13 protein-coding genes are annotated in these 15,449 nt (G+C 69.4%); 5 read left to right on the forward strand and 8 right to left on the reverse strand.

All coding sequences use genetic code 11. The features are described from left to right. Window positions 1-277 precede the first annotated feature (277 nt). The 3 genes from ACWEFB_RS20215 (at window position 278) to ACWEFB_RS20225 (ending at window position 4,596) form a co-directional block, all read left to right on the forward strand. The gene (locus ACWEFB_RS20215) at window positions 278-544 is read left to right on the forward strand and encodes a hypothetical protein (protein WP_452287443.1); all 267 of its coding nucleotides are present in this window, start codon (window positions 278-280) and stop codon (window positions 542-544) included. 47 nt (window positions 545-591) lie between these two features. Continuing rightward, window positions 592-1,386: a hypothetical protein gene (locus ACWEFB_RS20220; RefSeq protein WP_452287445.1), complete on the forward strand. Its 795-nt coding sequence runs from the start codon at window positions 592-594 to the stop codon at window positions 1,384-1,386. A gap of 681 nt (window positions 1,387-2,067) precedes the next feature. Then, window positions 2,068-4,596, forward strand: a complete 2,529-nt coding sequence (locus ACWEFB_RS20225; protein ID WP_452287447.1) for an alkaline phosphatase D family protein — start codon at window positions 2,068-2,070, stop codon at window positions 4,594-4,596. A 51-nt stretch (window positions 4,597-4,647) separates the two neighbouring features. Here ACWEFB_RS20225 and ACWEFB_RS20230 read toward each other — a convergent pair whose 3' ends face one another. Then, window positions 4,648-5,130, reverse strand: a complete 483-nt coding sequence (locus ACWEFB_RS20230) for an NUDIX domain-containing protein (protein ID WP_452287449.1) — start codon at window positions 5,128-5,130, stop codon at window positions 4,648-4,650. Between the two features lie 141 nt (window positions 5,131-5,271). Here ACWEFB_RS20230 and ACWEFB_RS20235 point away from each other — a divergent pair, with 141 nt between their 5' ends. After that, window positions 5,272-5,676 (forward strand): hypothetical protein, encoded by a 405-nt coding sequence (locus ACWEFB_RS20235; protein WP_452287451.1) that lies wholly within the window; start codon window positions 5,272-5,274, stop codon window positions 5,674-5,676. Between the two features lie 19 nt (window positions 5,677-5,695). Here ACWEFB_RS20235 and ACWEFB_RS20240 read toward each other — a convergent pair whose 3' ends face one another. From ACWEFB_RS20240 to ACWEFB_RS20265, 6 genes are all read right to left on the reverse strand, one after another. Then, window positions 5,696-6,859, reverse strand: a complete 1,164-nt coding sequence (locus tag ACWEFB_RS20240) for an acyl-CoA dehydrogenase family protein (protein ID WP_452287453.1) — start codon at window positions 6,857-6,859, stop codon at window positions 5,696-5,698. A 16-nt stretch (window positions 6,860-6,875) separates the two neighbouring features. Next, window positions 6,876-8,912, reverse strand: a complete 2,037-nt coding sequence (locus ACWEFB_RS20245; RefSeq protein WP_452287455.1) for an acetyl/propionyl/methylcrotonyl-CoA carboxylase subunit alpha — start codon at window positions 8,910-8,912, stop codon at window positions 6,876-6,878. An 11-nt stretch (window positions 8,913-8,923) separates the two neighbouring features. Beyond that, complete coding sequence (locus ACWEFB_RS20250) at window positions 8,924-10,480, reverse strand: acyl-CoA carboxylase subunit beta (RefSeq protein WP_452287739.1); 1,557 nt, start codon at window positions 10,478-10,480, stop codon at window positions 8,924-8,926. A gap of 198 nt (window positions 10,481-10,678) precedes the next feature. Further along, window positions 10,679-12,409, reverse strand: a complete 1,731-nt coding sequence (locus ACWEFB_RS20255) for an acyclic terpene utilization AtuA family protein (RefSeq protein ID WP_452287457.1) — start codon at window positions 12,407-12,409, stop codon at window positions 10,679-10,681. Further along, window positions 12,406-13,278, reverse strand: a complete 873-nt coding sequence (locus ACWEFB_RS20260) for a TIGR03084 family metal-binding protein (RefSeq protein ID WP_452287459.1) — start codon at window positions 13,276-13,278, stop codon at window positions 12,406-12,408. The genes ACWEFB_RS20255 and ACWEFB_RS20260 overlap by 4 nt, the downstream gene beginning before the upstream one ends. Before the next feature lie 36 nt (window positions 13,279-13,314). After that, on the reverse strand, window positions 13,315-13,917 hold the full coding sequence (locus ACWEFB_RS20265; RefSeq protein WP_452287461.1) for a TetR/AcrR family transcriptional regulator: 603 nt from the start codon (window positions 13,915-13,917) through the stop codon (window positions 13,315-13,317). A gap of 108 nt (window positions 13,918-14,025) precedes the next feature. Between ACWEFB_RS20265 and ACWEFB_RS20270 the strand changes: the two genes are divergently transcribed. Further along, window positions 14,026-14,595 (forward strand): hypothetical protein, encoded by a 570-nt coding sequence (locus ACWEFB_RS20270; RefSeq protein ID WP_452287463.1) that lies wholly within the window; start codon window positions 14,026-14,028, stop codon window positions 14,593-14,595. Window positions 14,596-14,634: 39 nt separating this feature from the next. Here the strand turns inward: ACWEFB_RS20270 and ACWEFB_RS20275 are convergent, their stop codons facing one another. Then, window positions 14,635-15,384, reverse strand: a complete 750-nt coding sequence (locus tag ACWEFB_RS20275) for a metallophosphoesterase family protein (protein ID WP_452287465.1) — start codon at window positions 15,382-15,384, stop codon at window positions 14,635-14,637. Window positions 15,385-15,449: the final 65 nt, after the last annotated feature.

A 15,449-nucleotide genomic window follows, 5' to 3' on the forward strand; every position in this document is an offset into this window, starting at 1 on the left:
GGCTGCCGCGCTGAACAGCAAAGCTAGCGCGGCAGCCTAGCAACGCCGTGGTCACCAGAAGTCAGCGACACGCCGAGTAATTCGTGATTCGCATCACGTGCGCTTCCCGCGATCGTTCCGCTAGGTGTGAGATGTAGTCGGGAAAAAAGGGACAAAACACCCAAATTGGCCCTATCTCTGCTGGTCGGCGCGTGGGGCCTGTAGTGTGCCGGGTTAGAGATCGGTGTTGTCGGGTACTTTGGTACCACGGTACTCTGGTTGCTGGAAGGGGGCTCATATGGCCGCTACGTCCGCTCCCATCAAAGTTGATGTTGATACTGACCAACTCATCTCGCACGCTGCTCACTTCCTAGGTAAGGCAAAGAAGGAAGTCGTTGACGCCGCTGTGCGCGAATATATCGATGCGCATCGGGCTGAGATCAATGAAGGCGTGCGGGCGGCGCTGCGTCAGCTAGACGGTTCGCCGCAAGCTGCCGTGTCGTTGCTAACGGGGGTGCCCGCAGACGAGCTTGATCAATATGGCGGGATGCCTGAGACGAACTGATTTGTCACGTCTGGATTTAGTTGTCTTAGGACCTTAGGCTCATCGGAATGAACGATGAGCCCCTGCCTGTTCGACCAACTCGTTCGTGCGCGCGAGCACTCGACCTGCCGATCCCGAGCCTCGACGTGCGCATGTCTGACCTTGACCACCTCTTGATCAAGGAAGCGCAGCGGCTGCCCGACACCCATGCGGCCGGTGGTGTGGAGCGCATTCTCGCCCTTGCTGATCGAGTCTGGTTCAAGGTAAAGGCGGGTCGGTGGCGGGGGGCGGCAATTCGCCTGTCCGATGGTGATCAACCTCCAGGGGAACCCCAGGTTCAGTTGGCTCCCTGGTGGTTGGGCGCTGCGGGCTACCGAAGAGATGGCGATCCTTCGGACTTCTATGCGTCCATGGCTGCTGCAGCACGGCGAGATGGTAAGCATCAGGAGGGCGTGTCTTCTGATCGCTGGTTGCCAGATGAATGGGACTGGAAGCGTCTCGAGCTTGAACACGCGACCGCATGGGTTTGGGAGGTCCGTAGGATTGTCTGCGAGTTGATCGTGCGTTCGCTCCGGACCGGACACTCATATCAGGCTGCTTTTCAGGGCTATAGCATAACGGTGTTGGCGCGAGCTGCGGATGGCGAGACATACTTGGCGGTCGGTACGGAAAATATCGCAGATCCAAAGATCTTCGCAGTAATCTTGGATGCTGTGCCGGGTATAGATAGGGATGCGTGGCTAGCTGAGCCTGGCGGGGTCGTTGGATTGGCGCCGGAGCCCGGTGAAATTATCTGGTCGACCATTCTTCCGCCGGCTGTTGCCGCTGAGCTCCTTGATAAATATACGGAAGAGGGAGATTGAAGACGATGCCAGGAGAAGGGTCGAGCCCGAAGTAGTAGTAAATCCTCCCCTGTCGGGCACTTGCGGCGAAACCGAATGCGCCTTGCGCTACGCGCCGTAGTTGGGGTGCAATCTCAAATCTCCTTTGTCCTTAAGGTTGAGCGGTGGCTTCGAGTGCCGCGTGCTGCTCGGCTCGGCGCTGTTCCCAATAGGCGAGCAGGTCGCAAGCGGTATGCGGTGTTTGCTTTTCACCGATTCGACGATCTTGCGATCCATCGCGGCTGGGTCTTTGGGGTGCAGGGTCGTTCCCTCTGTAAGGGCAAGTAGCGTGGCCGGGGCGCGGCGGGTGAGCAGAGTTGGAGACGAGACTCCACCTCTTCAGTCACCTCCCGGTACGGCGACTCGTCAGCCTCGAGCACGCCTCCGGGCAGTTCTCGGCGTGTATACCGGCTCGACCAGCAGAATTCGGCCGTCTGGGTCACGTGGCAGCGCGGCCAAGCCCGTGCATTGCGAGGCGATGTGGCGCTGCAGTCGCCCGGAACCATCGTTACCAGTGGAGGCTAACCCGCCCCGAGGCATGCGCGTACGGGGATCTTGACTCCTGGCGTACGGGCGGGCTTCATGTTGGCTTCAGGTGGTGGGCAGGCGGGGTGAACAGGGTGTCTGGCACAACTCTGTGCCTACCCGAAGCAGGTGTGCCCCGTGTCGGACGCTTCCCCGATCAGCCGTCGACATTTCCTGACCCTGGCCGGAGGGACCGCGGGTGCGGTCGCCGTGAGCCAACTGATCGCGCAACTTCCCCCGGCGTACGCGGACGAGATGGACCCGGCGCCGTTCACCCTCGGGGTCGCCTCGGGTGAGCCCGACGACCACAGTGTGGTGCTCTGGACGAGGCTGGTGGCGGATCCGCTCAACACCGTGGACGGTGGCATGCCGGCGGAGCCGGTAGCGGTGAACTTCGAGGTCGCCACCGATCCGGAGTTCCGGCGGGTGGTGCAGTCGGGTCGGCGGATGACGGACCCGGCGTCGGCGCACTCCGTACACATTCTGGTTTCTGACCTGGCGCCCGACCGGTGGTACTGGTACCGCTTCAAGGCCAACGGGGTCTACAGCCGCACCGGTCGTACCCGGACGTTCCCCCGGCCCGGCGCGAACATCGAACACATGCGGTTCGCCTTCGCGTCCTGCCAGTCGTGGGTGGGTGGCCCCTACCCGGCCTACCGCGACATGGCCGCCCAGGAGCTGGACTTTGTCGTGCACCTCGGCGACTACATCTACGAAACCACCAACGGGAGTTTGACCGAGTTCCGTCGGCTGCACGCCCTCTACAAGACCTCGCCCGACCTGCGGGCCGCGCACGCCCGGTTCCCGTTCGTCATGACCTGGGACGACCACGAGGTGCAGAACAACTACGCCGGGGACATCCCGCCGAACGCCGGTGACGGGCGGCCGTTCCTGGAGCGTCGGGCCAACGGCTACCAGGCGTACTACGAGCACCTGCCGCTGCGGCCCATGCACAAGCCGGACGGCGCCGACATGCTGATGTATCGCCGGTTCGATTTTGGCAAGCTGGCCCAGTTCAGTGTGCTCGACACCCGGCAGTACCGATCGGACCAGGCGCTCGGTGACGGGCGCAAGGAACCGACCGGTGAGGTCTTCGACCCAGCCAGGACGATGACCGGCCCCGACCAGGAACGTTGGCTGCTCAACGGGCTGCGCCAGTCGACCGCCCAGTGGAACGTCATCGCCCAGCAGACCATCATGGCCCAGTTCGACTACGACCTCGGCCCGACGAAAATCGTCAACCTGGACCAGTGGGACGGTTACCCGTTGGCGCGCAACCGGATCCTGAACCATATCGTGAAGCACCAGATCGGCAACCCGATCGTGCTCGGCGGTGACTGGCACACCCACTGGGTCAACGACCTGAAAACCGATTTCGACGACCCGCGCGCCATGGTCGTCGCCAGCGAGTTCGTCGGCACCTCGATCTCGTCGGGGGCGAGCTGGGACCCGGACGTACGGGCGGGTCTGGCGGCGAACCCGCACGTGAAGTTCTACAACGGAAGTTACCGGGGCTACGTCATCTGCGACGTCAACGAGAAGCGTTGGCGGGCCGACCTGCGGATCGTGCTCGACGCGCGGGACGCTGCGTCTCCGGCGTACACGATCGCGGCTTTCGCGGTCCGCGACGGCAAGCCGGGCGCGCAGCGGGTCGACGCCGGGGACGGGATCGTCGGGCAGGTCACCGACGCGGCGACCGGGAAGGCCCTGCCGAACGTCGAGGTGATCGTGACCCGGGAGGACGGTAGCCGCCTGGTGGCGAGCACCACCGACCCGTCGGGCGAGGTGCTGGCCTTCGCGCCGCCCGGCAACTACACCGTCGCGGTCAACGGGGTCGGCTACGAGCCGGCGAGTCGCCCGGTCACGGTCGTCGACGGTACGCCGGCCAAGCTCGACCTGCGGCTCGACCGGGCGGCCACCAGGGCGGGAACCGGGCGTACGGTGCCCGGTCCGCAGGCGTCGGCCACCACCACTGACATCGTGCTCAGCAACGACCTGGTGGCGTTGGCCGTCTCCGCCGGTACGGACGACTCCCAGTTGACCCCGGTAGCCGTCGGCAAGCCGCTCGACATGGCGATGGTCGGCCGGCTGGACCAGCTCGATTGGATCAACCTGCCGTACGCCTCACCCGCGCAGCCGCGCGGCGGTAACGCCTGGCAGCAGCGGACCGTACGGACCGACTCGATCGAGGTGCTCTCGGCGGGCGGCCCGGCCGCGACCGTACGGGCGACCGGGGCGAGCACCACCGTCGCCAATCTCGCGGTGGTGACGACGTACACGATCCGGCCGAACGAGCCGTGGGTGGTGGCCGAGAGCGCCTTCACCAACCGGGGCACGACACCGAGCACCTTCTGGGCCGGTGACGCGCTCGACCACGATGGTGCCGGTCAGCGCAGTGGCATCGCGGGGCACGGGACCATCGAGGCCAGCGACCCCGCCGACTACCCGCCGACGGCACCATGGATCGGCATGACCGGCACCGACCGGCAGACGTACGGACTGCTCTACGACGAGGGCGGGTTCGGTGCGTATGCGGCGTACAACTGGGTGATGAGCCAGCGTCAGGTGACGCTCGCACCGGGGGAGACGTACACCCTGCGTCGGCGGATCGCCGCCGTTGACAGCGGGACCGACGCTGACCCGTTCGCGGTGCTCGGCCGGCTCTGAGCTGGTTCTGCTCGCGCGGGCGGTCGGGTCAACCGGCCGCCCGCGCGACCGTCAGGTGACGGGGTTGCCGTCTTCCAGGTAGAGGGTTGTTCCCTGGGTCAGGGCGAGCAGCGCGGCGGTTGCCCGGCGGGCGAGCAGGGGCGGCAGGCGTTGTTCCGCCTCCTCCGGCGTCGACCAGGCCCAGCTACGGAGTTCGTCGGCGGGAAGGTTGATCTCCGCTTCGCGTACCGGGTCGAGCAGGCCGCCGTCGAAGACGAACATGACCCCATCCGTACGCCCCAACTCCGGCGGAACCCAGTCGACCACCAGCAGCCGTCCCGGCGCGACCGACAGCCCCAACTCCTCGGCCACCTCCCGAACCGCAGCCCGGTACGGCGGCTCGTCGTCCTCGACCAAGCCTCCGGGAAACTCCCAGTAGTCCTTGTACGTCGGCTCGACCAGCAGGATCCTGTCCTCCCGATCACGTAGCAGCACGGCCGATCCCATGCGCTTGCGCGGCAGCGTGGCGGTGTAGTCGCCTGGAAGCGTCGTCACCAGCCGAAGTTACCTCCACCGGCGCCACACACCGACAACACGTTGCGCGACGAGAGCGCGCAATCAGGGGCAGCAGGTTATGCCGGTGCCGAAGTACGCTGCTGCGATGTCGGGGGTCGGTAACGAGCGTGACAACTGCTGATGATTACTCTTCACCGCCACCCACCCAGCCCCAAGATCGCCCGCCGCTACCTGGTCCTGTGCTTCTTTCGTTTCCTCGTCACGGGCGCCATTTGCGTGGTCGGCGTCGTCCTGAGTCTCAGCGATGTTCTGCATGGTGAAGATGACCCGAGGTTCTTCGCCTGCGTGGGGGGATTCACCAGCTCCCTGCTCCTGGTCATGGCCACCGGGGCAGCCCTGCTCAGCCGGCGCTTGGTCACACCCGCTCTCGTCAGCCTCGCCTTCTTCGTCTGGGTGATCTGGACGCTCATCACCCTCGGCAACGGCTTCTCGAACGAAGATTTGGGTGGGCTCGTCACGGGCCTCATCATCCTGTTCGCGGCACGGCCCCCGCTGATGCTCAGGAACTATCTCGTCGGACTCTGAACGACCGGGTTGAGAAGTCTCAGTACGACTTCTCCTGCCCCAGTACGTGTTGCGCGACGAAGTTGAGGATCATTTCGCGGCTGACCGGGGCGATCCGGGTCGCGCGTACGGTGCCGAGCAGGGTGGCCACGCCGTACTCGGTGGTCATGCCGTTGCCGCCATGGACCTGGATGGCGGTGTCGACGGCGAGTGCGGCGGCCTCGGCCGAGGCGTACTTGGCCATGTTCGCGGCGACTCCGGCGTCCAGGTCGCGGCCGGCGTCGTAGAGGGCAGCCGCCTTGGCGATCATCAGTCGGGCCAGTTCGACCTGTACGGCCGCGTGGGCGAGCGGGTGCGAAAGCCCCTGGTGGGAGCCGATGGTCCGGCCACCCCAGACCTTCCGGTTCGCCGCGTACGACGAGGCGCGCTCGATCGCGTAGCGGCCGGAGCCGGCGGCCAGGGCGGCGACCAGGATGCGTTCGGGGTTCAGCCCGGCGAAGAGGGCCTGTAGTCCGACGTCGACCCCGCCACCGATCAACGCGTCGGCGGGCAGCCGGACGTCGTCCAGGTAGAGCATCCACTGGCTCTCCGGGGACAGGATCTCCATGTCGAGCTTCGACTTGGTGAACCCGGGAGCGTCGGTCGGGACCACGAACAGGGCCGGCTTGAGCTTGCCGGTGGTGGCGTCCTCGGTACGCCCGACGACCAGCACGTACGCGGCGTCGTCCACCCCGGAGATGAAGCACTTGCGTCCCGACAGCAGCCAGTCGTCGCCGTCGCGGCGGGCGATCGTGCCGAGCTTGTGCGAGTTGGATCCGGCCTCCGGCTCGGTGATCGCGAACGCGATTTTCAGGGTCCCGTCGGCCATGCCGGGGAGGAAGCGTTTGCGCTGCTCCTCGGTGCCGTGCCGGGTGATGACCGTGGCCACGATCGCGGGCGACACCACGATCATCAGGAGGGGGGAGCCGGTCGCGGCCAGTTCCTCGCAGACGATCGCCAGTTCGGTGATGCCGCCGCCACCGCCGCCGTACTCCTCGGGGATGTTGACGCCGAGGTAGCCGAGCCTGCCGGCCTCCTGCCACAGCTCGGTGGTGTGCTCGCCGGCCTTCGCCTTTTTGACGTAGTACTCGTGCCCGTAGCGGCGGCCCAACGCGCGCACCGCGTCGCGGAGCTGTTCCTGTTCCGAGGTGAGATCGAAGTCCATGAGGGGTGGCCTTCCTTTACGCGTCGGTGAGTACCGCGAGCACAGCGCCGGTTTCGACCTGGCTGCCGGCGGTGACCGGCAGCTCGGCGACGATTCCGGCGGCGGGGGCGTGCACGGGGTGTTCGAGTTTCATCGCTTCGAGGGTGAGCAGGAGTTCACCGGCCGCGACCCGTTGGCCGGGGACGACCAGGACCCGGCTGACCGCCCCCGGCAGGGGCGCGACCAGGGAACCCTCGGCCAGGTCGGCTGCCGGCTCGGGGAAGCGGGGGAGTTCCGACAGCGTCACCGAACCGTCCGGGCCGTCCACGAAGGAGTCCGAACCGACCCGGTGTACGGCAAACGCCGTCCGCACCCCGGCGACGTCGAGCACCACCCGGTCCGGGGCGGCGGACAGGATCGTCACCGCGGGCGGCTCCTCGGCCGGGGCGGGAGCGGACGGGTACAGACCGGCGAGGTCGAGTTCGTCCGGGTCGACGGGGCGGACCCACCAGGTGGCGAGTGCCCCGGTCCGGTCCAGCCGGTAGCCGACCTCGACCGGGCCGGACGGTCCGTCGTACACGCTGGTCTGGGCGCCGGCCGGGACGTTGCGCCAACCGGACGGGAGGCCGGCGAGGACCGGGGCGTTGCGTCGGCGGTCGGCGGCACCGGCGAGCGCGGCGGCGAGGCAGGAGATCCGGACCGCGTCGACCGAGGAGAGCAGCGGGGCGAAGAGTTCCGGATGCCGGTCCAGGAACCCGGTGTCGATCGCACCGGTACGGAACTCCGGGTGCCGCAGTACGCGTACGAGCAGGTCACGGTTGGTGCGTACGCCGTGCAACTCGGCCCGGGACAGGGCGCTGGCCAGCAGTCGGGCGGCCTCGGAGCGGGTCGGTGCCCAGGCGACGAGCTTGGCCAGCATCGAGTCGTAGTGCACCCCGACCACCGACCCGTCCCGTACGCCTGCGTCGAGGCGGAGCCCGGCCCGGCCGGCGCCACCGGTCGGGACCGGTTCGAACTCGGTCACCACCTCCGGCACCGAGAACCGGTGCAGGGTCCCGGTCGCCGGCAACCAGACGTTCGCCGGGTCCTCGGCGCAGAGTCGTACCTCGATCGAGTGACCGGTCGGCTCGCCCGGCACCGGCAGGGCCCCGCCCTCGGCGACCAGGAGTTGCCAACGGACCAGGTCCAGGCCGGTGACCGCCTCGGTGACCGGGTGTTCGACCTGGAGTCGGGTGTTCATCTCCAGGAAGAAGAACTCGCCGGTCGGGGCGAGCAGGAACTCGACCGTGCCGGCGCCGAGGTAACCGACCGCTCGGGCCGCCGCCGTCGCCGCGTCGAAAAGCGCCGCCCGCAGCTCCGGGCCGACCGCCGTGGACGGGGTCTCCTCGATGATTTTCTGGTGCCGGCGCTGGATCGAGCACTCCCGCTCACCGAGCGGCAGCACGGTGCCGTGGCTGTCGGCGAAGATCTGCACCTCGACGTGCCGGGCCTGTTCCACGTACCGCTCGATGAAAACGGTCCCGTCGCCGAACGCGCTGGCCGCCTCCCGGCGGGCCGAGGCGACCGCCTCGGTCAGGGTCGCAGCGTCCCGGACCACCCGCATCCCCCGCCCGCCGCCCCCGGCCGACGCCTTGACCAGGACCGGGAAGTCCGTCACCCGGTCCGGTTCGGTCTCGGTGGGCAGCATCGGCACCCCGGCGTCGACCAGCAACGCCTTCGCCCCGATCTTCGAACCCATGACCGCGATCGCCTTGGCGGTCGGGCCGACCCAGGTCAGGCCGGCGTCGGTGACTGCGGTGGCGAAGTTGGCGTTCTCGGCCAGGAAGCCGTAACCGGGGTGGACCGCGTCCGCCCCCGATCGGCGGGCGGCGGCGACGAGCAGGTCCGCGCGCAGGTAGGTGTCCGCCGGGGCATGGCCGGGCAGGCGTACGGCGAAGTCCGCCTCGTTGACGTACGGCGCGTCGGCATCGGCGTCGGAGTAGACCGCGACCGTCTCGACGCCGACCGACCGGCAGGTGGCGAAGATCCGGCGGGCGATCTCGCCCCGGTTCGCCACCAGCAGCCTGCGAATCATTGGGGATTCCCTCACATCCGGAAGACGCCGAAGCCGGCGCTTCGTGCACTGTGGAGCGACGAGGCGACCGGGCCGCTGTGGATCGCGGAAAGGCAGAGACCGAGCACCGTACGGGTGTCGCGGGGGTCGATCACCCCGTCGTCGAGGAGCCGCCCGGAGAGGAACAGCGCGGCGGACTCCGACTCGACCTGACCCTCGACCATCATGCGCATGGCCCGGTCCCGGTCCTCGTCGTACGGCTGGCCCTTCGCCTCCGCCGCCTGCCTCGCCACGATCGAGAGCACCCCGGCGAGCTGGGTCGGCCCCATCACCGCCGACTTCGCGTTCGGCCAAATGAACAGGAACCTCGGGTCGTACGCCCGGCCGCACATGCCGTAGTTGCCGGCCCCGTACGACGCCCCGAGGTTCACCGTCAGGTGCGGGACGGTCGAGTTCGACACCGCGTTGATCATCAAGGCGCCATGTTTGATGATGCCGCCCTGTTCGTACTCGGCGCCGACCATGTAACCGGTCGTGTTCTGGAGGAAGACCAGCGGGGTGTCGGCGTTGTTGGCGAGTTGGATGAACTGCGTCGCCTTCTGCGCCTCCTCGGAGAAGAGGACCCCCCGGGCGTTGGCCAGCACCCCGACCGGGTAGCCGTGCAGTTCGCCCCAACCGGTGACCAGGGCGCTGCCGTAACCGGGCTTGAACTCGTCGAACTCGGAGCCGTCGAGGATCCGGCCCAGGACCTCGCGCGGGTCGAAGGGGGTACGGGGATCGGCGCTAGCGATCGCGAGGAGGTCCTCGGCGTCGTACTTCGGTGGTGGCGCGACGGCCGTACGGGGAGCCGGGCCCTGCTTGCGCCAGTTGAACCGGCGTACGCACTGCCGGGCCAGCCGCAGCCCGTCGCGTTCGTCCTCGGCGAGCCAGTCGGCCAGACCTGAGGTGGAGGCGTGCATTGCCGCGCCGCCCAGCGACTCGTCGTCGGTCACCTCACCGGTGGCCATCTTCACCAGGGGAGGACCGGCGAGGAACACCTTCGCCCTGCCCCGGACCATGATCGTGTAGTCGGACATGCCCGGCACGTAGGCGCCACCGGCGGTCGCGTTGCCGAACACCACCGACACGGTCGGGATGCCGGCGGCCGAGAGCCGGGTCAGATCCCGGAACACCTGCCCACCGGGGATGAAGATCTCCGCCTGGCTGGGCAGGTCCGCCCCGCCCGACTCGACCAGGTTGACCAGCGGCAACCGGTTCGCCAGCGCGATCTCCCCGGCCCGTACGGTCTTGCGCAGGGTGTACGGGTTCACCGCGCCGCCGCGTACGGTCGGGTCGTTGGCGACGATCACGCACTCGACACCCTCGACCACACCGATCGCGGTCACCACGCTCGCCCCGACCGGATAGTCGGTGCCCCACGCCGCCACCGGGGACAGCTCCAGCACCGGTGAGTCCCGGTCGACCAGGAGTTCGATCCGCTCCCGGGGCAGGAGCTTGCCCCGCGCGTGGTGGCGGGTCACGTACTTCTCGCCCCCGCCGGCACGGGCGGTGGCGACGGCGGCGTCCAGTTCGGCGAGACGCTCCAGCATCGCCGCCCTGTTCCCCTGGTACGCCGGCTGCCGCGGCTGCACCGCGGTCTCCAGAACGGCCACGTCAGCTTCCCATGCCCTTCGCGATGACGAAGGCGATGGACTGGGCCATCGCCACCTCCGTAACGAGCAGCTCACCGATGGCGATACGGACCGACACCGGCCGAACGTGTGTGCGAGACGGACACGCCGACGGGGTCATGACGCACCCGCCGTGGAGTGGCTGATCGGGGCCGGACGGTTGTCGGCCGGGGCCGCCGGCAGGTCGACGATCCGGGCCCGGAGCAGTTCGCCGAGGGCCTTCGCCTGCGGGTCGAACCGGGTGGACGCGGCCACTCCGGCACCGAGCAGCCCCCGGATGACGAAGTTGACCGCCGCCAGGTTCGGTAGCTCGTACCGCTCGACGTCGAGATTCGCCGTCTCCGGCAGCAGGTCACGCAGGCGTTCCACGGTCAGCCAGTCACGCAACCAGGCGTAGCCGTCGGCTGCCCGTACCCACACCCCGAGGTTGGCGTCCCCGCCCTTGTCGCCCGAACGGGCTCCGACGACCGTCCCCAGTGGAGCGCGGCGGGTCGGTCCGGGCTGGTGGGGGACGGGGGTCGGTGGGGTTGGATGGGATGGTGGGGTGGCGGTGAGGGGTGGGGGCGGGACGGGGATCCGTTCGCCGGAGGGGAGGACGGCCAGGTGGGCGGCGGCGTCCTGGGGGAGGTCGGTGGCGGTGAAGACGCCGTACGGGCTGGCGTCGCCGGGCACACCGGTCAGCGTGCAACCGGGGTACGAGGCGAGGGCGAGTTCCACCGCGGCGGCCGAGAACAACCGCCCGGCCCGCTTGGCGTCACCGTCGCGCAGGTGTACGTGCAGCAGCGCGCTCGCCGACTCGGTGTCGACCGCGTCCGAATGGTCCGTACGGGCGAGGACGAACTCCAGCCCGGTCGCCCCGACCGCCTCGGTGAGCTGGGCCTCGACCAGTTCCGCCTTCGTCTCGATATCCAGTCCACAAAGGACGAAGGTGGCGGTGTTCCGGAACCCGCCGAGGGAGTTGGCACCCACCTTGAGGGTGGGCGGCGGCGGCAGCCCCCGCACCCCGCAGACCCGTACGCGGTCCGGGCCGTCGTCGGTGAGCTTCACCGTGTCGAGGCGGGTCACCACGTCCGGGCCGAGGTAGTCCGGGGCGCCGATCTCGTAGAGCAGTTGCGCGGTAACGGTTTCGCGGGTCACCCCACCACCGGTGCCGGGATGTTTGGTGATGACCGAGGAGCCGTCGTGGTGCAGCTCGGCGACCGGGAAACCGGGTCGGCGCCCGCCGTCCGGCAGTTCGGTGAAGAAGCTGAAGTTGCCTCCGGTGACCTGGGTGCCGCATTCGAGCAGGTGCCCGGCGACGGTCGCCCCGGCGAGCTGGTCGAGGTCCGCGTGCGTCCACCCGAACCTGGCGATCGCCGGGCCGACGACCAGGGACGCGTCGGTGACCCGACCGGTCACCACGATGTTCGCGCCCCCCGTCAGGCAGCGCGCGATGCCGAACGCGCCCAGGTATGCGTTGGCGGTCAACGCGTCCGGTTGGTCGACCGCGTCACCGGTGACGTGGCCGACGCTGACCGGGATGCCGAGGCGGGTGCCGAGGGCGCGGATCGCGTCGGCGAGCCCGGCGGGGTTCAGCCCACCGGCGTTGGTGACGATGGTGACGCCGCGTTCGACCGCGATGCCGAGACACGATTCGAGCTGGCGCAGGAACGTCCTGGCGTAGCCGAGATCGGGGTTCTTGAGCCGGTCCCGGCCGAGGATCAGCATGGTCAGTTCGGCCAGGTAGTCGCCGGTGAGGACGTCGAGTTCCCCACCGTCGAGCATGTCCCGCCAGGCGCTGAACCGGTCGCCGTAGAAACCGGAGGCGTTGCCGATCCGGAGGACGGGCGGGGCGGTGTGCGTACTCATGGGTGGGTTCCGGCGGCGGTGCGGCGGGCGGCCCGGTCGCGGCCGGCGCGCGGTTCCCGGCCCGCGCCGGGCGGCCCGGCGAACGCCTGGGCGAGGTCCAGCCACTCGTCGGCGACCTGGCCGGTCGCCACCAGGGACAGGTCGGTCCGGTGCCGGCGCTGGGTGACCAGGAGGCAGAAGTCCAGTGCCGGCCCGGCGACCCGGTCGGGGGCGTCGGCCGGTCCGAAGGTCCACTCGTCACCGTCGGGGGCGCGGAGTTCGACCCGGACCGGCACGTCGGGCGTGGCCCGGCCGTGGGTGGCGAAGCTGTGCCCGAGGGTACGGACGCCCAGGTGCGCCACGTGCCGCAGCCGCCCGCTCGGGGTACGCGTGACACCGAGCGTGTCCGCCACGTCCTGCCCGTGTGCCCAGGTTTCCATCAGCCGGGCGGTGGCCATCGAGGCGGGCGACATTCTCGTGCCGTACCAGGGAAGTTTGGTCCCGACGGGGGCGGCGGCGAGGGCGTCGACGAGCGCCGACCGGCCGGTACGCCACCGGTCGAGCAGGGCGGCCGGAGCGGTGTCCGGGTCGGCCGAGCAGTCGGGTGCACCGGCCATCACCTGGTCGAGGAACTCGTTCGCGCCCCGGTCGACAAAGCCGCCCGGATCCGTCGCCGCGTGTTCGAGCCAGGCGTAGAACGCCGGTACGTCGGTCGCGGCCAGCAGTGCCAGATGATCGGTCCAGGCCAGGTGGGCGATCTGGTGGGCGATGGTCCAACCGGGTGCGGGTGTCGGCTCGGCCCAGTCGACCGCCGGCCGCTCGGCGACCAGCGCGTCCAGCTCGCTTGATTCGTCGGTCAGGTCGGTCAGCAGTTGACCCAGGTCGACCACGGTGCCTCCGATGATTCGCTCGGGTGCTCAGGTGCACTACGGGTTGACGATGACGGCGAGCTGGCGTTTCCATACGGCGAGCAGCGGGGCGCGGCGGGCCGAGTCGTCGGAGAGCAGGTTCGCGACCCCGAGCCCGCGCAGCAGGTCCAGGGTGGCCTGCACCGACTCCCGTACGCCGGGGTTGCGCTCGTCGGCGCCGAGCAGCTCGACGGTGAGCCGGTGCATCTCCCGCCCGACCCGCGCCTCCAGCGGCACCAGCGCGTCCCGCAACTCCGGGTCCGTACGCGCGGCCAGCCAGAGTTCCAAACCGGCGACGAAGAGCGGCCCGGTGAACGCGGTGGCGAGCATGTCGATCACTCGGTCGAGTCGATCCGGCCCGGACGGTAGCGCGACGGCCTCGGCCCGGATCTCCTCCGCCCGCCGTTCGGCCAGGTGCTCGACGGCGGCCATCACCAGGGCGGCCTTGGTGGGGTAGTGGTGCAACTGGGCGCCCCTGGAGACGCCGGCCCGCGCCGCGACCACGGTCGTGGTCGTGCCGGACCAGCCGTGTTCGACCAGGCAGTCCACGGTGGCTTCGAGCAGCCGGGCCTGGGTCGCGCGGCTGCGCTCCTGCTGCGGCACACGGGTGACGGCGGACACGCCACCAGCGTCCCGCGCGGAAAACAAACAGTCAAGCCTGACTTTTTCTGATCGTGTATTGCTCCGAAGTGGTGCCATGTAGGGACGGCGGAGGGTGGGGAGGCGTCAATGGGCAGGCGGGACAGGCGGGGTGGTGGGCGACCCCGACGGCAGCTCCTCGCACCCGTACCGGATGCTCGGGCGGCGGACGCGGTGCCGGAAAGACCCGCCCGGAGCAGGTGGCGGCCCGGCTACTGGCGACGGCACCCGGCCCTCAGCCTGGTGCTGGTCGTGCTCTTCATGGCCGCCGACATCGCTTTCGCGGCATCGGCGAACGCGAACCGGGTGAGCATCGCGCGGGACGGCCAGGCAGCCACCGGCACGGTGGTGAGTCTGGCCCGACGGACCTCCGGCATGACGGTTCGGTTCACCACCGCCGCCGGGCAGACCGTCACCGCGTCGGCCACCCGCCCCGATCCGGCGCCGGAGGTCGGCGATTCGGTAGCGATCGTGTACCACCCCGACGACCCCGGCGGGCGGGTGTACCCGGCGGACGGCCTGCCCGGTGTCGGCACCCCGCTGGCCCTGCTCGCGATCGGCGTCGTCTCGGGCTTGGCCTACCTGCTCTACCTGCGCCGGACGTGGGGGCGCTGGCGGGACCTCGCCGAGTCATGGCGCCACCGGGTGCCCCGCGGCTAACGACCGACTCATCCGGCACCGGTGACCGTCCTGCTTGCTTCAGCGGCCGTCGCGGGGGCCGAAGACGGTCAACGCCTCGGCGTCGCTGGCGCGGGAGTGGAGGTAGTAGTCGGCCCAGGTGGCGGCGTCGGGGTAGGTCGACTCGGCGGCGACGCGGGTGCAGGCCGCCTCGATGTCGTACGCGGTGCGGCGTAGTTGCACCCCCGGACCGAGCAGGGCCCAGTGGGCACCGGACCGGCCGTACGGCATGCCGACGCTGCCGGGGTTGACCACCAGGCGGCGGTGGGCGAGCCGGACGTACGGCATGTGGGTGTGGCCGCAGACGATCGTGTCGACCTCGTCGGGCAGCCCGTCGAAGACCTCGGTCCACCGGTCGAGGCGGGAGTCGACCAGCACGACCTCCTCGTCGTCGCGCGGGGTGGCGTGGCAGAAGATCACCGTGCCGAGCCCGTCGACCGGGAACGTGACCGTCTCGGGAAGTGAGGTCAGCAGGTCGAGTTGGTCGTCGCGGAGCTGTGCGGCGGCCCACGGGGCGATCGGGTCCGGGATCGAGGGCTCCTTGCCGGCGCGCATCTCGACCAGCTCGCGGTCGGCGTTTCCGCGTACCCAGATGGCGCGGTCGCCGAGCGCGGTCAGGAGGTCCAGGGTCTCGACGGGCTGCGGACCGGCGGCGATGTCACCGGTCAGCACGATCCGGTCGGCCGCGCGGACGTCCGGCTCGGCCAGCACCGCCTCCAGCGCCGGCAGCACGCCGTGGATGTCGGAGAGTACGGCGATGGTCTGTGGCATCCGTCCAGCCTCGCCTGTGCGTACCGGTCCGGTCGAGGCCCCTTAGCGCAGGGCAGAACGCGGGC

The sequence above is a fragment of the Micromonospora sp. NPDC004704 genome (genome assembly GCF_053601675.1).